Genomic DNA, 19,125 nt, shown 5'->3' with positions numbered 1-19,125 from the left:
GCCCGGGTCATCGAACCCCGGGCTCTCTTGCGTCTTACACGGCGGCTTCCAGCCTCGACTGCAGCGCCTCCCATTCTGCCGGCGGAAGCAGCTTCTCGAAGGAGCGGCATGCCTCCCGGAACACCGGCTCAGGCGCCGATTTCTTCAAGGTCGTCAGCAGGAGCGTTCTCTCTTGCATATTCAGGGCCGGAATCATGTACCTCTGAAAATGGTCCTGGATAACGGGCGGCACTTCGCTCCGCAGGCGAACGGAAGTCTCGATCAGTTTGGCATCGTCGTAAGCCTTCCACAGGGCAGGCATGGCCACGCATTCTTCATGGTACAGGTGCAAGTAATAGTCGCCGGTGAAGCGGCCCAATTCATCGACGAAGAGAAGCCAGGCATGGCGAGTCTCGTCCGTGAAAGGCGAGGCGCCGGCGATTTCCTCGGCGTAACGCTCAAGCCGCTTCAGCAATTCTTCCGACCGGTTGTGCTGCGTCTCCATCTCCGCGCTGACTTCCGGCGCGCATTCGTCGATCATCGGCTGGATAAACCGGTCTTCGTCCAGCGCATGGCGATGCAGCATCTCGGCAACGTGCCGGAACTCCTCCAGGAAAGCTTGCCTCTCCGCGGCATTCGCGACGTCCAGCCTGCCGGCGGTCCAGACAAGACGGTTCAGGGCGTGCCGCAGTCCTTTGTGGATCAAGGTGAACATGTTGAATCGTTGTTTCATGGAACGAACCTCCTTCATCGGATTCATTCCCATTCTAGGAAGCGGAAGGCCTTTCCGGTATCGGTCGGATTACGAATCCTTCTCGTTTACAGGAGTCCGGCTTTTTTCTAAACTGAAGGCATGGGAGGTTTGCCATATGAGCTGGCCCGATGCATTCGGCCGATTCCTGGAACGCGAGGTTCCGAAATTCATCCATCTGGCGGCTTGCCGTCCGGATCGGGCGCTGTTCAGCTGCAGGGCCTATGCTTGCCGGCCAGAAGCCGAATCCGGTGCGTTCCGGGTCTATATTCGCAACGTCCAGTGGCAGCGTATTCGGGAGGATGTCCGGTCGGGCAGCCGGCTTGCCGTTCTGCTGACCTCCGGGGTCGATAACGAGTCGTATCAGGTGAAAGGAACGTTCGCGGGAGTCCAGGCCATGGACACGGAAGATTGCGCCTTCTTGAAACGGGAGCAGAATCGGATCCGGATCGCGCTTCCCGACATGTTCGTGCCGCCGATCGCGGTCGCGCCTATGGAGTGCGTTTCCGTTATCCTGGTCGGGAATACTTATTACATCCAAACGCCGGGCCCTTCAGCCGGCTGTCCGATTCCGGAGAGGAGCGGGACCTCCTGACATGCTGACGACCCCGATCCTTCCTCTGTTCGATGGCATTTTTCCTTCCACGATCGTCACCGCTTCCGCCGACGGCACGCCCAACCTGGCGAATCTCTCCAGAATATGGGCCGTGGATGCCGCACGGGTCGCGGTAGCCGATCAGCTTCTGCGCAAAACTGCACGAAACCTGGACGAGAATCCCGTCGCCTTGCTGCGGCTCGTGCATCCCCAAGATTTCACGCACTGGGAAGTGGAAGCCCGCCGTCTCCGCGTGGAGACGGAAGGCTCGCTCTTCGAACGGATTCGCCAGGATTTGCTGGCCGTTTCCTGGATGGCGGGCGAGGAGAATCCCCCTCCGCTTCGGTCGGTGTTCGTTTTTCAGGTGTTGTCCGTCCGGCCCTGCCTGGAAGAGATGCCGGCAGCCGCGCCTTTGTCGGAACGGTTCGGGGCGTTGCTGGAGGAGCTGGCCGACCGGCTCGGTTGGAGCCGTGCCTCTTGCTGGATTCCGGAAACGGAGGATGGGGGGCTGAAACCGGTCGCCTCCCGCGGCATGCCGCCAGGCAAAGGCGCGGAAGAGGCGATGGAGCCGATGAGGCGTTTGGCGGTCCTGGCAAGGACGGAACGGCGGGTCATTCGTTTGCGGAATATCCGCTCCCAGCTGCGGTACGTTCATTCGATCCGCAAGGAGTCCGGACTTCCCGGCGGCTTGAAATCGGAATATCTGGGCGAGCAGCCGGAGCATGAGCTCGCGGCCAGTTTTCTGGGCGTTCCCGTGTTCTCCGGCGAAGGGCTGGTCGGCATCGTCTGTTGCGAAGCGACGACGGCGGAGGCGGATCTGTTCGACCGCTCGGAAGACGGATTCCTCCGATTGCTCGGCGCCAGAATCGGCGATGCCGTGGGAGCCGCCGAACCGCTGCCCGAAGCGGACCGCAGGCTGCTGTTCCGTCAGGCGATAGAACGGGCGGCCATGGAATGGGCCAAGCGGACGGATCCCTTCCATACGGTGCTTAGCGCCCGGGAACGCCAGGTTGCCGTTTTCGCGGCCAAAGGCCTGACGAACGAGGAAATCGCGAAATCGCTGTTCATCAGCAAACGGACGGTCACGACCCATCTGGAGCGGATTTATCAGAAGCTGGAGGTGGGTTCCCGTTCCGCGTTGACGAGATACGTGGTGGAGAAGGGGCTGGATGGGGACCCGGCCCACGATTTGGCACCGTAAGATACAGAATTACCCCCGCCTTCTCAGAAAGATACGTAATCTTACCGATATCGGAAGCGCCGGCACTGCCATTATCATGAGGAAGATTCCGATTTGACAAGGGGTTGCTCTTCATGGAATGGTTGGTATTGGTTCACGTGTTGTCGGCCGTGCTTGGATTAGGCCCGGCTTTCGCTTTCCCGTTCGTGATGAGGAAGGCGGAAACGCATCAGGAGATGCTGCGGACGGTTCTGCTGGTCAATCGCCTGGAGATGTTCCCGAAAATATTCGGGACGCTCGCCGTGCTCTCCGGTCTGCTGCTCTTCTGGCTCGGATCCTACGGCAGCTGGCTGCAGGTCTGGATTCTCGGCACGCTGCTCGTGTACGTCGCCATTGAAGTGCTGGTCGTCGGCTTCCTGAATCCGGCGGCATCCAAGCTGCAACGGGTATTGGTGGCGCAAGAGTCGGTAGGCGCTCGGGAAGGGTCGGCGGCGGCAATCCAATTGTACGGCCGTGTCCGCGCACTTCACTTGTGGGCGGGAATCCTGGGCGTGGCGATTTTCGCCTTGATGGTCCTGAAACCTTAGGCTGCCGGCAAACGCGTGACGTAAGAAAACGAAAGTGGACCGGCAAATACCCGCCGCAGGGCTGCGGCGGGTATTTGTATGCGGTTTCAGAGATTAAAAATAGCAGCCCTCTTCCGGGTATGAAAGTTGGAAAAACCGCGATCCCGCGCGATTGCCTAAAATGAGAAACCCTTCATTTTTATCAGATTTGCGGTATTGGATATTTTTTGCGAAGGACACTTCCCTATGAATCTAGTAACATCGCTCGTAGGGAGGGATACGATGAAGAAGCATTTCATTACCCTGGCAGCGGTTGGTCTGGTATCGCTTGCACTGTCGGCCGTCGCATCCGCATCGCCCGCCACGGTGGAGCGCAGCGTCAACTTCCGGTCCGCGCCTTCGACGAGCGGCACGGTCTATCAGCTGCTGAAGCCGGGCACTGTCATCGACGTTCAGGAACAGGTAAACCGCTACTGGCTGAAAGTATCGGTAAACGGCAAAGTCGGATACTTGTCTCCTAATTACATTGCTTACACGCAGACAAGCCCTGCACCCGCTCCGACGCCGGCTCCGACGACTGCACCGTCGCCGACGCCAGCCCCGGCGGCACCTTCGGCATCCAAAGCGGATCGCGTCATCCAGCACGCGATGGACCTGAAAGGCGTCACGCATTACAAATTCGGCGTGAATCAACCTCCTAGCCTGCTGGATTGCTCCTCCTTCACGAAGTATGTTTTCGGAATGGAAGGAGTATCGCTCAAATGGGGCACCCGCTATCAGAAGGATGCGGGAACCTACGTCCCCAAGGACGAACTCGCCCGCGGCGACCTGGTGTTCTTCCGCGTCGGCTCGTCCACCGAGATCGGACATGTCGGCATCTATCTCGGCAACGGCCAGTTCATCCACAACTCTCCGTCGTTTGACGGTGTCGGCATTTCCAGCATGACCACCGGCTACTGGAGCACCCGTTACGTGACCGGCCGGCGCGTATTGTAATCGGCATCGTGACCGAATGAACGGAGAAAACCTCCTTCACCGCTTGAAGCGCGGTTTTGGAGGTTTTTTTCGCGTTTGTCTTCGCCGCTACAACAGCTCCCGCAGCTCCCGCCGGTATTTCCGAAGGCGTGATGACGAGGGGATGACCGATTTCGCATAGCGGTAACCGCCGATTCGGATGTTGCGGACGACATGGTAAGGCGCCGTCAGCAGCGCGTGCAGCAGATGCAGATCGTGCGGGCTGAGCGGGCGCTTCCTCTCATAATAGTCGATCCACCGCAGCATCTCCCTTCCATTCCAGAGGAAGTTTCGATGGAGAATGTGCGCCAGATCCTTCATCCGCGCGTTCAAGGAAGTGTTTTCAAAATCGATCAGGTGCAGGCGTCCCCGGCCGTCCTTAATCAGGTTCGGATAATTGTAATCTCCGTGTACGAATGCGGCCGCTTGAAATTCGGAAACGACGGCCTGCTGAGCGTCGGGCTGGGCCAACAGCCAGAGGGCCTCTTCGCAGAGCGGAACGAGAAACGCGGTTTCCGCGTAATGGCCGAGCAGCCGCTTGTACTCCTCGATATCCCCCGCGGCTTCCCCGTAACGCACCCTCCCTTCCGGAGCTTCCGCAACCGGAAAGCCCTGTGCGGCGGAGTGGAAACGGGCCAGGGTCCGAATCGCTTTCTTGAAATCCCCGGTCTTGCGGAATTCGGGCCGGTCCCCGTCCACCCAGTTGGTGAGAGTGTAAAACACGCCGTCATGATTCATGTAGCCGATCTGCTCCAACGTGGGATATACGCCTTGGGCACGCATAAACCCTCGTTCGTGGAGAACGTACAGCAATCTCGCGATGAAGCGGACGGAATCCTCCGCAAACGAGTACTTCTTCAGGCAGAACCGGCCTTGGGACGTTTCGATTCGGTGAACTCCATGCACCTTGAAGATATCTTGGAACTTCAGCCCATACGTTTCCTCCACATGGGTCCACAGGTTCATCGGCAAACACACATCCTTCAAGAGTTCGGCATGTACACATCGTATTCCGCCGAATGACGGAAGGTATGGCCGAATCTCCCGAGATGAACGTCTGATCCCGCCAACGCAAGAAGACCGCCGCATCCCTCCATCAAGGAGCAAATGCAGCGGTCTTCCGTAAGATGTCGCGATCGGAGCGCTACTCCATCAAGTGCCGGTGGAGGAACTTCTCGAGCGCCCGGTAAAAGTCCAGCTGGTTCTCGATATTGGCGAATCCGTGGCCTTCATTCTGTTTTAGCATATAAGGAACGTCGACGTTCCGTTGCCGCAGGGCATTCACGATCTGATCCGATTCCGCCTTGTTCACCCGCGGATCGTTGGCGCCTTGGGCGACGAACAGAGGCGCGCGGATTTGGTCCGCGTGGAACAAAGGCGAAACGGCCGTGAGCAAATCCTTATCCAGGACGGGATCGCCCATCCGTTCGTGGAACAGCGCTTTTTGCGACTCCCAGTACGGAGGGATCGTCTCCAGCAGCGTGAACAGGTTGGAGGGACCAACGTAGCTGACGCCTGCCGCGTATACGTCCGGGGTGAAGGTCAGTCCCGCCAGTGCGGCGTAACCTCCGTAGGAGGCTCCGTAAATCGCCACTCTCTTCGGATCGGCGATTCCTTCCTTCACCAGCCATTGGACACCGTCCGTCAAGTCGTTCTGCATTGCTTTGCCCCACTGCTTGTTGCCCGCGTTCAGGAACGATTTGCCGTAACCCGTCGACCCGCGGAAATTGACTTGCAGCACGGCATACCCGCGGTTTGCGAGCAGCTGAACCTCGGGGTTATAGCCCCAGGAATCGCGGGCCCAAGGTCCTCCATGGGGGTTGACGACGAGAGGCAGGCTTTTCGGATCCGCGCCTTTGGGAAGCGTTAAATAACCATGTATCGTGAGACCGTCGCGCGACTGGAACGAAACGGGCTTCATATCGGCCAGCTTGCTTTCGTCGAGCCAGGGCGAGACGTCCGCGAGCAGTTCCAGCTTGTCCGTCGACGAATCGTAGGAATAATAAGCGCCCATCGATTTGTCTCCGTAAGCGTAGAACATCGCTTTTCCTTGAGCGTCCACGTTCAGGATGCTTGCTTCGCGGCCGGGCACTTTGTTTTTGAACTTGTTGTACAGGCTCTCCAATTTCGGGTCCAAGAAATGGTAATGAACTTTGTCCGTCTCGTACATCACGGCCAGAATCTTCTGTTCGCTGTCCGCAGGGATGATGCCGACGACGTCGCTGTCCGGGTTTTCGTAAATCGTGCTTACGTTTTGCTTCGTTGCCGGATCGTATTGGATCAGGGCGGTTTTGTCGCGGCCGATATTGGAAACGACGTAAAGCTGCTTGTCGTCGTAAGTAAAGCCGACCGGCGTGAACGTATCGCCGATTTCGGTCGTCAGAACGGGCTGGAACGCCTGGTCTTCCTTTTCCCGGTACAGTACCGTGGAGATGTTGCCGTCGCTGGCGAAGGCGACGCGGATTTTGCCGTCATGGTCCGTCAGCCAGCCGCTGATGTTGCCGGGGTTCTCCGCGGCTAACTCCGCTGCGCCCGTATTGATGTTGATCCGGTACACGTCGAAGAGGCGGGGATCCCGTTTGTTCATGGCGACCAGGATGTGATCCGGGTCTTCCTTCAGCTGGTCGATGAGCCCGGCGGTCGTGTTCTCGTAAGGCGTGAGGTCCTTCGCTTCCGAGCCGTCCAGGTTGATGCTGTAAATGTGGAAGTTCTCGTTTCCGCCATTGTCCGCGGCATAGATGATTTTATTGTCGTTCGCCCAGGCGAAGCCCATGATGTTCCGCTCGGTTGCGCCGGTGACCCGCGTCTCATCGGTATCGCCGATCGTTTTCACGAATACGTTCATCCGGTTGTTCCACGGCTGCAGGTAGGCCAGGCGTTTGCCGTCGGGCGACACCTGGAAGCCGACTTGCGCCGGTTGGCGGATAAAGTCCTCCAGGGGAATGTAGCCCGGCCCCCGCAAGTCCAATTCCAGCGCCCGGTACAGGGCTTGGGCGAATTGCCCGTGCGTGACCTGCCCCCGGGGGTCGAAGACGCTGCCGTCCACGATAAATTGCTGCTTCAGCCGGACGGCGTCCGCTTGGTGGACTTTGGCGATTGTCGCCATGTCCGAATATTGCACTTGAATGCCGTTGTCGCTCCAATGGAAGGCCCGCGATAACAGCGTCGCCATCTGCTCTTTCGTCAACGGGTTCCCGGGCTTGTAAGATTTCCCGTAGCCGCTCACCACGCCTTGCTTCTTTAAAGCCGCGACGGCTTCGGCCATTTCGGATCCCGCCGGAACGTCATCGAATGCGGAGCCGCTCTCTTGGGTCTCCAGCTTCAAGGCGCGCCGGAGCACGATGGCCGCTTGGCCTCTCGTGATCGGAGCATCCGGGGCGGACATGCCGTCTGCTTCGCCGTCTAGGATGCCAAGCTTCTGAAGGGCGGCGATCGCGGGCGTCGATGCCGGAGCTCCGCTGCCGGCGTCCGCCGCCGATGCGGCCGAAGCCATTAATGTCAACGTAAGCGCCAGTGCCAGGAACGATACGGATAACTTGCGGAGTAAGCTCGCCAAATCTATCTCTCCTCTCATTCTTTCAACAAGAATATTCTACCAATGAGAGATTGCCGAATACAGCGGAAGGCCGGTCTTTAGACAATTTTTAGAGAGTGCCCGGCGGTTTTCCCAGAACTGCATACCTTAAACGAAATCGCGAGGAACGGCGTCCGCACTCTCCGGACGGTCATTCCGGCGGAGAGGACCGTGCTGCGCGCGGTTCAGGTTCCGTCCGCTTCGCTTCGGATCGGGAATGCCGAGGAGCCGCCAAGGGATCATGGAACGGAAAGTCTGTTGGAGGACGAGCCGGACGAGGAAGATATTGAGTCTTGGATTTAGGTAAAGCATGGGGTGATGGAGGGAATACGCGGTCATACGGAGTATGACCGGCAGCGGGGGCTGTCTCGGCAGGTCGGTCACGAGCGCCTGTGGACAGCCCTTGGAGCAGTTAACTTGTCCTTCGACGTGCGGATCGCGGCCGAAAGCCCGCATGCGCTGGAATTGGCCCGGGAATGGATCGCGTCTCCGGAAGAGATGATCGCCGTCGCGGGCTGGAGCACGTATGCGAACTACTTGTCGATTACGCCGAACAGCGGCTCAATCTGAATGAAATCCGAGGTCTGCTCCTCCAGGCGGAGCGGGTGATCCATCACGAACGGAACCGGGTCCGGTACAACATGAACGCCTTCGTCATCGCCGTCGGTTGTTATGTGCCGGCTTTGTTCGAGGAAGCGATGCGGGCGGCGGAGGCTATTGGCAAAGTGGACGTGAACGCGGGTCAGACCGCTTGCAAGGTGCCGCTGGCATCCGAATATATCCGCAAAGTCTACGAGATGGGCAGGACGGGAAAGAAGAAAAAGACCTGCATTTGTTGACCGTTACCATAATGAGCCATAAAAAAAAGAATCGATATGCTGGACCCGCATATCGACCGGCGATCGCGCTCAGAAGCAGGTAAACGAACGGATTTGCCGCAAATCCACCCCGTAGTACGCCCAGAAGAAGCCGAACCATCGAAAGCCCGCTACCGATCTCCGGCCTACGAAGGTGGGGAAGTACCAGTACTGCTGGCCGTCCGTTTGCCACACATACGTGTTCCGGAATAGACACCTTCTGATCCCGCCAGGGTCAACGGCATAGGCTTGAATCGGCATTTGCGGAACGAATTGGGGAGGCGGCGACGTCGGCGCCTGTCCCCCGCCCGGAAAGCCGCCGCCTGGAAACCCTCCGCCCGGGAAGCCGCCCCCCGGAAAACCCGGAAATCCGCCGCCGGGGACCCCCCCTCCCGGGAAACCTCCGCCCGGCACTCCACCGCCGGGAAACCCTCCGCCCGGGAACCCCGGACCCGGAAAAAAACCCATGACCGTGCACGCTCCTTCATTTTAGAGTGATTCACTTAGGCTAAAACATCATATGCAAGAGCGGAGATATGGCTTGGGCGCGACGGTTATTTCCAGAGATCGGAAGGGCAAAATGGGGATATACATACAACAGGCGGCTATGATCGTTTAAGGCGGAGGAGAGTGGAACCCATACTGGATTGCGCAATCATCGGCGGCGGACCTGCCGGGCTGAACGCCGCGCTGGTGCTGGGGAGATCCAGGCGGAACGTCGTCCTGTTCGACGACAACCGGCCGAGGAACGCGGTCACGCAGGAGACGCACGGCTTCGTGACGCGCGACGGCATCTCCCCCGGCGATTTCCGGAAAGTCGCGCATCAGGAGCTAGCACGGTATCCGTCCGTGAGGATTCGGAATACGAGGGTGAACGACGTGCGCAAGAGCGGGCCGTTTTTTCAACTGGCGGCGGCGGACGGGATCGTCTATCAAGCCCGCAAGCTCCTGCTCGCCACAGGACTTAGAGAGGAGCTTCCGGGCGTTCCGGGCATCCATGCCTATTACGGAACCAGCCTATTCAGTTGTCCTTACTGCGACGGTTGGGAAAGAAGGGACCAGCCGCTTGTCGTCATTTCGGAGACCCAGCATGCCTTCGATTTCGTCAAATCCATCTACCATTGGAGCCGGGACCTGATCCTGTGCACGAACGGGTTCTATGTGGTCTCCCGCGAAGACAGGAGGATTCTCGAAGCCAAAAACATCAGGCTGTACGAGCAGAGAATCCTCTCCCTGGAAGGAAGCGGCGGCCAGCTTGAACGGGTGAGGTTCGAGGACGGCACGGTCGAACTCCGGGCGGGGGGCTTCGTGTCGCCGGTCTGGTCGCACCCGACTCCGTTCGGAAGGACGCTTGGCTGCGAGTTCAACGAGCACGGAGGGATCAAGACCGACGATTTCGGCTATACGAACGTCCACGGCGTCTTCGCGGCGGGCGACGTTTCCAACATCGTTCCGCCGCAGCTTGTCGTGGCGGCGGCAGACGGAAGCCGGGCCGCCATCGGCTTGAACTCGGAGCTGATGGCGGAGGAGTTCTGAAACGGAAGGAGCTGCTTTCTCTGTGCGGGGAGCAGTTCCTTTTTTTCGTGCAAAAATGGTTCACTCCGTGATCTTGCAAGCGTATCCATAACTATCCTTATCCTGTCTGACGAGGTGATGATCATGGGAACCCGTCTGTTGTCGGAGGCGATGATCCGGAAATTCTACCCCCATCTGAAGTATGTAAGGATTCATACGGCGGGCAGGAATTCGGTCGCGATTTACGCCTGGCACGAGGACTTGGATTTGCCGGAGCGGGACCGTGTTTCTCTGAAACGGTTCGCCGCCGGGTATTTGCCCTCTTATCTTTGCTGTGAAGTGAAAGCGTATTCCATGTTGCGGACGGACGGGGTTCCGCCCGTGCCGCCGCTGCCGGATTGCGTCGTGGAAGCGGCGATGACAAGGGAATTGGACCCGAACGGCGTCCTCGATTTGATCAACGGGATGCTGCCCGGCGCCGGCATGTCGTTCGAGCGGTATGACGATCGGACCGGAACGCTTCACTTCACCGTCCATAGCGACGGTAACGTGACCGAGGTCGAGAAGGAGCTGATCCGCCAGTATTTGTATGAGGTGATTCCGATCGGGGCCCGATATGAAGTGGCCTATTCATGACGGCAGATTTGCTGTGTGATCCTCTGTGCCCGCACCCATCGTCCTACATGATTCTACAATAAAGTGTAAAAATCTCTTAAAATCGGTTTTCAAACAGGGATTTTTTGCTATAATGTGAGCATCTAGAACCACAATTTTCATCTTGCAATCATCGCAAACAACCGAAAAGGCAAACCCATCGCAAGATGGGGACGCAAAGTCATGGGTCCCAAGTTGGATCGCCAGACCGCCGAAATGTGGAGGGTGCCGCATCGTTTCTTGCAGCCGGACGCTTTTGGCGTTGCGGCTTTTTTGCTTTTCCGGAAAACGGTCCAGGGGTGCAGAGGATGAGAGGAACAGGTTGGTTTCGCGGATTGGCTATGACTTTGGTCGTCAGCTTGGTGCTGGGTTTGGCGCCGGCTTCCGTCTGGGCGGAAGCGGCGGACAAGCTGGAAGGCGCGCTCGCCGAGCTGAAGGATAATTTGACCAGCACGCAGGAAACGTGGGAGGACGGTCCGGACCGGACCATTACGCCCGCGTACTATTCTTTCACGGGGACTCAGGTGCTGGAAGAGCAGACGGATGACCTTGACCCCGACCGCTCGGGGGCGGGCGGCCAGTATCTGAAAATGGCCGATTCCCCGGCATATATCTCCGAGAGCGTAAAGGAAGCGAAGCTCTCTTGGAACGATAAGCTGCAGGATTGGATTAAAGAGCAACAGGGGGTGCCGCAGGACCCTCCATCGGGATATACGGTGACGGTCACACTGGAAAATATCCATAAGCTCGAGGATAAAAGTGAAGATACGAAAGATACGAAAATAACCTGCACGCTGGTGAACGGGAAGGAAGACGCCAGCGGGGAGAATTCCTATTCGTGGAAAGGCGACTGCAACGGCAACCCGCTTCCCGATGGTTACTACAGGTGGAAGTTGACGGCTGTCGCTCCGACAGTGAACTTCGTGCTGCCTCCGGCTGTGAAAGGCGGCCCGCCGATCATCGTGCCCAAGAAAGCACCAAGCTACGAAGCGGAAGAGCAGCTCATCCTGCTCGACCGCCACGCGCCTGAGATCGTCGGCATCCATCCGCTCGGCGACGGCCAGGTTGCCGTGGAAACGCACGACTTCGTTGGCGGCGTGAAAAGCGTGAAAGTGGCGGGGGCCGCTTCGGTGACGCAAAACTGGACGAACCGCCCGCTCCGGACGGCGGTTTCCGTTCGCCCGGGTGCGGGAGAGACCCTTCAAATCACCGTCGAAGACGCAGCCGGCAATAAGGCGGAGGATACGCTGCCCGTTTATCCGTTCGTTCCCGGAACGGGGGACTCGAGCAGTCTCCCCAACGCCGAAGCCACCGTGGCGGAGAAGACTGTCCGCATCAACCTTGCGACGGGCAACGGCATGCAGAAGTTCGACGGGTTCGTGCAGGAGCGCCCGGGCGTGAATTTGGGCATGTACCTGACCTATAACCACCAGAACCGGATTAACAACAATCTCGGATACGGGTGGAGCTTCAGCCTGGATTCGCGGCTCACCAAGTGGGAAGACGGCAACGTGACTTGGGTCGGTTTCGACGGCACGGTTTATTGGTTCAAGCCCAAGGGCGACGGCGTGAATTACGAGACTTACGTGAACGGACAGCAGCAGAAATATCCGATTTTTCAATTCTCTCCGAATTCCAGCGCGGGGGATCCGAACGCCTATTTGATGGAATGGCCCAATCAGCTCCGGTATCGGTTCCACAACAACGGTACGTTATGGCTGATTCAGGACCGCTATACGACGGAGATGCAGATCGATTGGGATGAAGTTCCCACCAAGCACGGATATGATCACCGCATCAAGAGAATCCATGACTTTGAGAACACCGATGTCGTCCTGTTCAACTACGATGCGGGAACGGGCAATCTGCTCTCTACCGTCATCAAAGATTTGGACATATACGGCAAAGAGACAACCAGCGGCACCCGCAAATTTTACTTTGCGTATAACCAGGCAGGTGAATTCGTAGGCTACCGGGATCCTTCCTGGAAAATGACCCGTTTCGTTTACGACGACCTGCATCGAGTCAAGAAGGTGATCGACAACGGTTATGCAGAACGCGAGGTGGAAGGCGCCACTCCGGATTCGGTGATTACGGAATGGTTGTACGACGATCAGAACCGCATCACGCGGATGAGCATGACGCGCAAGCAGGACGGAGTAGAGGAGTTTCTAGGCGCGGAATACGGCTCGAAAGAAGCGAAGGTGCTCCAGCCATCGGGCAGTTATACGCTCCGTTGGGACGACGCGATGCATCCGTCCGAGCGAATAGAGGAAGTACAGACCGTTGACGGGAAGAAAGAAGCGAAGACAACGTATGCGTATAGTGGCAACAACCTGATCCGAGTGACGGACCCGCTGAACCGCGTGACGCGCTACAGGTACAACGATTTTGATAACGTCATCGCGGAGCAGAGCCCTTCGGGACGCATCGTGCATTATGAATACGATGAGGACCAGGATTTGATCGGCGAGACGGGACCTGACGGGTATGAGGTCAAGATCGTATATGAGAAGAATGCCCGTAAAATTCTGAAGAAAACGACGACGCAGCAGGCGATCGATCCGGCAGGCGTGAATGCGGGTGAGCCGATCACGACGGTTGAGGAATATAACCTGAAAGGGGATATTTCCAAGCGGGTCGACGGAAACGGCAACGTTTTCGAGTATTCGTACAATGCGGACGGCTTCTTGATCTCGGATGGCACACGCGTGACCTACGAGAACGACCTGAACGGCAACCACACGAAGATCACGGTGGATGCCGGTACTCCGGACGAGGCCGTAACGACGCAAACGTTTAAGTTGTTCGGCTGGCTCATGAGCCGGGAAACGTCGGACGGTCTGCTCGAGGATTTCGAATACGACTTATGGGGTCACGTCACGAAACACGTGCAGCGGGACAAGAACGACGCCGCGAAGACGCTGACCCGCACCTACCGCTACGACGACGGCGGGAACCTGATTGAGGAGTCCGACGGGCTGAAGCAAACGAAGTATACGTACGACGGCATGGGCAACATGCTTTCTCGCGAGACCGTTCCGCTGGAAGCGGGAACGACCGGCAGCGTGAAAGAAACGTACGCGTACGATTCGCGGGGGCTGCTGACGTCCCATACGGACACGCGCGGAGAGACCACCGACACCTCGTACAACGAAGCCGGCGAGCCGGTCCGCACCGTCGTGTCGCCGAACGGCTATACGACGACGATCGAATATGACGAAGCGGGTCGCCAGCGGGCGGTAACGGCTCCGGACGGCGGCAGGGCCGAATACTCGTATGACGAATGGGACCGCGTCGTGCAGGAGAAGCAGATCGTTCGCGCGATCGTGCCATCCGGGTTGCCGGTTCAGGTGGGCAGCTTGCCGGAACTGATCTCCGTCACGGAGCGCCGCTATGACAGTGCGGGGCGTCTCGCAGAAGAGAAACGTCCCGACGGTTCCTGGGATCGTTATCTCTACGACGGCAACGGCAATGTAAAAGAGCAATCCATCGGAGGCCCCGTTCCCAAGTGGGACGGCACTGCTCAGGCATTCGCCGCTTCCGCGTCGGCAGATACCGGACAGACGCTGTCCACGCGCAAGTACACGTTCGACTACTTGAACCGTTTGTCGACGGAAACCGACGGCAACGGGTACTTGACGTCCTATTCGTATACGGGACGGACCGTGGAGACGTTGATTCCGGCGACAGGCGAGAACGGCAATCCGGTCGTCTATTCGCGCAAGGATTCCTATGACCCGGGCGGCCGGCTTGTCCGCTCCGTCTCGGAAGCCGGCGAAGTTACGTCCACCTCGTATGACGCGTTTGGTCACGAGACTTCGTTTACGAACGAGGAAGGGCAGCTTACCCGTTTTCAGACCGACGTTTACGGACGCCTTCACGAACGGGTGGAAACCGTAGACCGCAACGGCCTTACGCAGACGATTCAATACGTACCCGACGCTTGGGGGAACGTGCTGGAAGAACGTCGGGAATTGAAAGACGGTCAATGGGCGGTGACGACGCACCGTTATTCGCCGACCGGGGATTTGCAGGAGACGACGGAACCGTCGGGGCTAGTGACGTCCTATACGTACGATCCTCATGGGCGTTTGACGCAGCAGACGGAAACGGACAACGTCGCGGGAACGACACGCGCAACCGAATACAATTACGATGCCATGGGGCGGCAAATTTCGGTTCAACACCCCGATGGCAGCAAGGAATTTTCCGTCTACGACACGCGCGGCAATGAACTCGTTTCGATCGACGGACTGCTTAATGCGACCGCCTATCGCTACGATGCGGCGGGTCATATGACGACGATGCTGCAATACAAAGACGGAGCGACGGCGCTTACGTCCGACAACATCGCGGCCAGAACGCGCTACGTTTACGACGCGGCGGGGAACGCCGTGTATACGCAGGATCCGAACGGCAATTTGACGAGCGCCAAGTTCGATCCGGAAGGCCGACTGGTGGAAGAGACGTACTATGAGCGTCCGGATATGACGGGCGAGCGGATTTTCCAAACTTACCGGTACGATCCGCGCGGCTTGCTCATCGCTTCCACCGACGGCAACAACCATACGACTCGGTACGCCTACGATGCAGAAGGGCAGCAGACGCTGAGCGTAGATCCGTCGGGCCACTGGGTGAGACAGGAGTACAGCCCGGCAGGCTTCGTCACCGCGGAACGCCGTCCGCTCGGACGGGATACGGAGTGGACCTACGATTATCGCGGCAACATGCTTCAGGAGAAGGACCCGCTCGGCAACGTCCGGCGGTTCGAGCTGGACATCGACGGACGCACGTCGGTCGAGTACAACAAAGTAGGCGAAGCGACGCGTTATACCTATGATCCGGCGGGCCGTATGACCGCCAAGGAAACGCCGAATTTCGGCACCTATACGTATCAATATGACGCCGTAGGCAACAAGCGCGTAGAACAGCGTCCCGTTTACGGCACCACCACCTACGATTATGACAAACGCGACAGCCTGACGGAGGTTCGTGAACCGCAGGCTGACACGGCATACACCTACGACGCCGCGCTGAACCGCACGAGCCAGAAGGACGGCAACTCGCAGCTCACCACCTACGACTACGACGAGGCCGGCCGCCGTCTGCAGAAAGTCGTCGTACGCGCGGACGCGGGGCAGGACGTATTCACGTACGCCTATGACCCGAACGGCAACGTGATCCAGGAGACGAAGCCGGGCGGCGTCACGACGAAGTACACTTATGATTTCATGAACCGCAAAACCCGCGAGGAATACAGCGACGGAACGTGGTACGCCTACACCTACGACAAGGCGGGCAACGTGCTGACGCGCACCGGCGCGGAAGGCACGATCACGTACACGTACTACGACAATAACCAACTCAAGTCGGCCACGTACCCGAACGGGAACACGGTGGCTTACGAGTACAACGAGAACGGCGAGAAGTCCGCGGAAATCGTGAACGGCAAACGCACCGAGCTGGAGCTCGACGCGGCGGGACGTCCGACCCGTTACACGGACACGGCCGGCTACTCGTACGGCTATGAATACGACGCCGACGGTTACGTGAAAGCCGTGAAATATCCGAACGGCACCGTGACGTCCGTCGATTACAAGCCGGGCCATCTCATCGAAGCGCAGAAGACAACGCATGCCGGCGCGGACCTGCATGCCAGCAAATACGCGTACAACGCGCGGGACTTCATTACCGCCGCCGTGGATCAAGGAGACGCTTCCGCCTACAAGTACAACGACCGGGAGCAGCTCGAGCGCATCGACACGCCGGAAGGCGACGTCATGCTCTACGAGTACGACGGGGCGGGCAACCGTACCGTGCGGAAGACGATCATTCAGGGCACGAAGGAAGATAAGCAGAAGGTCATCACGACCGACGAGCTTGTCGAGATGGTGCTGGGCTCTTTCGGTTCGAAGCTGCCGACGCCGACCGATCCCGGTCCCGGTTCCGGCACTCCCGCGCCCTGCGAGCCGAATGGCAATGGCAAGGGTGGCAATGGCAAAGGCAACAACGGCAACGGGAACGGCAATGGCGGAGGAAACGGCAACGGCAATAACGGCAATGGCAACGGCAACGGGAATGGCAAGAACGCCTCGGCTCCAGTGATCAAGGTTTCTCCTGCAGGCGGCAACGGCAATGGCGGCGGAGGCGAAAACAGTGGTGGCGGCAACGATGGCAATAACGGAAACGGCGGCGGCAACTCCGGAGATCACGGAGGCGGCAATGCTGGCGGCAATGACAATGGCAACGGAAACGGCAACGGTAATGGTAACGGAAATGGCGAAGGCAACGGAAACGGTAACGGTAATGGCAACGGTAATGGCAACGGACACGGAAACGGAAAAGACAATGGCCATGGGAATGTCGATGGCAAAGGTAATGGACAAGGTAACGGCAACGACCCGTCTGACAACTCTTCTAATGGTGGCGGCTGTGGCTGGCTGAAGGCGCTGGAGAAGGGCAAAGGCAAGAAGCTGGGCCTCTACAAGAAGCTTGGCAAACAGTTCGGCAAACAGTTCGGTGATAACATCGATGTTGCGACCATGTTCGAGACCGGCCAAATCGAGCATATCCTGGCCGCCATTGACAACATCGTCAACGGCGAAGTCAACCTGCCGCCGGGCGAGCATACGAAGCTTTTCGAACGAATCCGCGAGGTCGGCAAGGGATATACGGTCATCGGCACGAACTATACGTATAACTCCCGCAATCAGCTGATCCATCGGGAGAATCTGACCCGCTACGAAGAGTACGACTATGTCTACGACGATGCCGGCAACCTGCTGACCGATGGACGCAGCAAGTACGAATGGAACGCCTTGGGGCAGCTTACCAAGGTGACGTTCCCGGACGGGTTCGGCGAGAAGTACACCTACGATTTGCTCGGCCGTCGCGTGACCAAGACGCAGTTTAATCACCGAGGCGAGACTCAGCAAACGACGACCTATCGCTACAAAGGCGACACGTGGGTACTCACCGAAGAGATCGTCACCGGAGACGAGAACGACGGCGAATCCGACAAAACCTACACCTACGACGCCAACGACCGCCCGTTGTCGATCACGTTCAGAGGCCAGACGTTCTGGTACGTCTACAACGGCCACGGCGACGTCATGGCGCTGACCGACAAGGACGGCAACGTCGCCGCCCGCTACGAGTACGATGCCTGGGGTCTCGTCACCCGCATGTACAACCGCTACGGCGAGCGCGTCCGCGAAGGCATCGGCTGGATCGGCGACCTCGGCACCGGCAACGGCAGCCCCGGCTCCGTCCAAGGCCCAGAGGACGACACCGGCAATACCGTTCCGGACTACCACCCGGGCAACGGGCAGAACAACGGTACGGGTAACGGGAATGGCAATGGCGACGGCAATGGGAAGGGCCAAGTCAAGGTGAAAGGTCCGGTGCCGAGCGGAGAAATTAGTACGGAAGCAACTGCACCCGCAGAAGCGTCCGCAACTGCTGATTCTAATTCGACACAAGAAGCAGCTCCGACGCCGGTCGATTCATCGGTTACCGTGGAAGAAGCACTGACTGTAGGAACCGAGACCGAGCCGACGGCTGACATCACGACGGATCTGGTCAAGGAAAACCCGATCCGCTATGCAGGCTACTATTGGGATCGTAAGACGCAATTCTATTACCTGCAGGCTCGTTATTACGATGCTCGTTCCGCTCGGTTTATTTCTGAGGATAGTTATGAAGGACAGATCGAGAATCCGCAGAGTTTGAATTTGTATGTGTATGTTAACAATAATCCAATGAACTACGTGGATCCCACTGGTCATTGGGCTACTGAAATAACTGCAAACTGGACAATTAATGAGATGAAGTGGCAATGGCAAAAGGCATTTAAAGCTGGCGATCAAAAGAAAATGAAATACTGGGCTCAAGAGGCTGAAAAGTTACGTAATGGGATAAGGAAAGCGAAATGGTTCAAAGAAAAAGGTTATACCGAAGCGGATATTATGCAAGTTTCTGACTTTGCGATTCCAGAGGAAATGGTCAATGCAATCGCTTGGGCAAGCACCTTTGATTGGATTGAGAACGATCCAACGGGATTTGGTTTCTTGGTCTGGTCCTCAGATAAAATGTCATATTTATCTGGCGGAGGAGCAGCAGCCTTATCCATAAAGAAAATTGCAGAAGGTTTCATTAAGCATTCGGTTTATAATGAGGTTAGAAACAAAATCGGCAAAAAAGGCGTCACTGAGTTCTTAAAAGCATTAGAAAAAGGCTTTGTTCGAGCAGAGGGAGAAGCGGGAATTAAAAGGCTTACAGGTAAAGGAAAAAAAATAAACGGAACATGGTATCAGTATGAATTAAAAAATATATCAAAAGAGTTTGGTGATTATCGCCTCTATGGTAACTGGGACGAAAAACTTAAACAGGTTGTCTTCACCTATTTTGGAAGGCATTAGCCTTAAGTGAAAGGTGA

The 19,125-nt window shown here is 57.7% G+C and carries 11 protein-coding genes, 1 pseudogene and 1 riboswitch; of the genes and pseudogenes, 8 read left to right on the top strand and 4 right to left on the bottom strand.

Annotated elements, in window-relative coordinates; translation table 11 throughout:
- Positions 1 to 34: 34 nt before the first annotated feature.
- Entirely contained in the window at positions 35 to 712 is a 678-nt protein-coding gene (locus GE107_RS08315) for a hemerythrin domain-containing protein (protein ID WP_219639223.1), read from the bottom strand.
- A 136-nt stretch (positions 713 to 848) separates the two neighbouring features.
- On the opposite strand from GE107_RS08315, the gene GE107_RS08310 reads away from it, so the two are divergent.
- The 4 genes from GE107_RS08310 to GE107_RS08295 all read left to right on the top strand — a co-directional run bounded on the left by GE107_RS08310 (position 849) and on the right by GE107_RS08295 (position 4,067).
- Positions 849 to 1,325: a hypothetical protein gene (locus GE107_RS08310; protein WP_219639222.1), complete on the top strand. Its 477-nt coding sequence runs from the start codon at positions 849 to 851 to the stop codon at positions 1,323 to 1,325.
- A gap of 1 nt (position 1,326) precedes the next feature.
- Positions 1,327 to 2,526, top strand: coding sequence for a helix-turn-helix transcriptional regulator (locus GE107_RS08305; protein ID WP_219639221.1), 1,200 nt, complete (start codon positions 1,327 to 1,329; stop codon positions 2,524 to 2,526).
- Positions 2,527 to 2,639: 113 nt separating this feature from the next.
- The gene (locus GE107_RS08300) at positions 2,640 to 3,092 is read left to right on the top strand and encodes a DUF2269 family protein (protein WP_219639220.1); all 453 of its coding nucleotides are present in this window, start codon (positions 2,640 to 2,642) and stop codon (positions 3,090 to 3,092) included.
- Between the two features lie 261 nt (positions 3,093 to 3,353).
- A complete protein-coding gene (locus GE107_RS08295) occupies positions 3,354 to 4,067 on the top strand; it encodes a C40 family peptidase (RefSeq protein WP_219639219.1) in 714 nt (237 codons plus the stop codon).
- 87 nt (positions 4,068 to 4,154) lie between these two features.
- Here GE107_RS08295 and GE107_RS08290 read toward each other — a convergent pair whose 3' ends face one another.
- Together GE107_RS08290 and GE107_RS08285 are read right to left on the bottom strand one after the other, a co-directional pair.
- Entirely contained in the window at positions 4,155 to 5,051 is an 897-nt protein-coding gene (locus GE107_RS08290; protein ID WP_219639218.1) for a phosphotransferase, read from the bottom strand.
- A 178-nt stretch (positions 5,052 to 5,229) separates the two neighbouring features.
- The gene (locus GE107_RS08285) at positions 5,230 to 7,641 is read right to left on the bottom strand and encodes a S9 family peptidase (protein WP_255570316.1); all 2,412 of its coding nucleotides are present in this window, start codon (positions 7,639 to 7,641) and stop codon (positions 5,230 to 5,232) included.
- A gap of 453 nt (positions 7,642 to 8,094) precedes the next feature.
- Between GE107_RS08285 and GE107_RS26485 the strand changes: the two are divergent.
- A pseudogene (locus GE107_RS26485) lies at positions 8,095 to 8,498 on the top strand (DNA alkylation repair protein); the annotation flags it as partial.
- Between the two features lie 69 nt (positions 8,499 to 8,567).
- Here the strand turns inward: GE107_RS26485 and GE107_RS08270 are convergent.
- Positions 8,568 to 8,984 carry a collagen-like protein gene (locus tag GE107_RS08270; protein WP_219639215.1) on the bottom strand — a complete coding sequence of 139 codons (417 nt, stop codon included), beginning with the start codon at positions 8,982 to 8,984 and terminating at the stop codon, positions 8,568 to 8,570.
- A gap of 162 nt (positions 8,985 to 9,146) precedes the next feature.
- On the opposite strand from GE107_RS08270, the gene GE107_RS08265 reads away from it, so the two are divergent.
- From GE107_RS08265 to GE107_RS08255, 3 genes are all read left to right on the top strand, one after another.
- Positions 9,147 to 10,052 (top strand): NAD(P)/FAD-dependent oxidoreductase, encoded by a 906-nt coding sequence (locus GE107_RS08265; protein WP_370636312.1) that lies wholly within the window; start codon positions 9,147 to 9,149, stop codon positions 10,050 to 10,052.
- A gap of 123 nt (positions 10,053 to 10,175) precedes the next feature.
- Complete coding sequence (locus tag GE107_RS08260; protein WP_219639214.1) at positions 10,176 to 10,667, top strand: hypothetical protein; 492 nt, start codon at positions 10,176 to 10,178, stop codon at positions 10,665 to 10,667.
- 158 nt (positions 10,668 to 10,825) lie between these two features.
- Positions 10,826 to 10,901, top strand: a riboswitch (cyclic di-GMP riboswitch).
- 92 nt (positions 10,902 to 10,993) lie between these two features.
- Positions 10,994 to 19,108 carry an RHS repeat-associated core domain-containing protein gene (locus tag GE107_RS08255; protein ID WP_219639213.1) on the top strand — a complete coding sequence of 2,705 codons (8,115 nt, stop codon included), beginning with the start codon at positions 10,994 to 10,996 and terminating at the stop codon, positions 19,106 to 19,108.
- Positions 19,109 to 19,125 lie beyond the last annotated feature (17 nt).

It is taken from the genome of Cohnella sp. CFH 77786, assembly GCF_019400745.1.
Classification (GTDB): Bacteria; Bacillota; Bacilli; order Paenibacillales; family Paenibacillaceae; genus Cohnella.
The sequence above is the reverse complement of the archived record's forward strand: the minus strand, read 5'-3'. Positions and strand labels throughout refer to the sequence as shown.

What these genes read in the sequence shown, in the direction of transcription:
- GE107_RS08315 (WP_219639223.1), bottom strand. Translation starts at nt 712, where the DNA reads ATGAAACAACGATTCAACATGTTCACCTTGATCCACAAAGGACTGCGG.
- GE107_RS08310 (WP_219639222.1), top strand. Translation starts at nt 849, where the DNA reads ATGAGCTGGCCCGATGCATTCGGCCGATTCCTGGAACGCGAGGTTCCG.
- GE107_RS08305 (WP_219639221.1), top strand. Translation starts at nt 1,327, where the DNA reads ATGCTGACGACCCCGATCCTTCCTCTGTTCGATGGCATTTTTCCTTCC.
- GE107_RS08300 (WP_219639220.1), top strand. Translation starts at nt 2,640, where the DNA reads ATGGAATGGTTGGTATTGGTTCACGTGTTGTCGGCCGTGCTTGGATTA.
- GE107_RS08295 (WP_219639219.1), top strand. Translation starts at nt 3,354, where the DNA reads ATGAAGAAGCATTTCATTACCCTGGCAGCGGTTGGTCTGGTATCGCTT.
- GE107_RS08290 (WP_219639218.1), bottom strand. Translation starts at nt 5,051, where the DNA reads ATGAACCTGTGGACCCATGTGGAGGAAACGTATGGGCTGAAGTTCCAA.
- GE107_RS08270 (WP_219639215.1), bottom strand. Translation starts at nt 8,984, where the DNA reads ATGGGTTTTTTTCCGGGTCCGGGGTTCCCGGGCGGAGGGTTTCCCGGC.
- GE107_RS08260 (WP_219639214.1), top strand. Translation starts at nt 10,176, where the DNA reads ATGGGAACCCGTCTGTTGTCGGAGGCGATGATCCGGAAATTCTACCCC.
- GE107_RS08255 (WP_219639213.1), top strand. Translation starts at nt 10,994, where the DNA reads ATGAGAGGAACAGGTTGGTTTCGCGGATTGGCTATGACTTTGGTCGTC.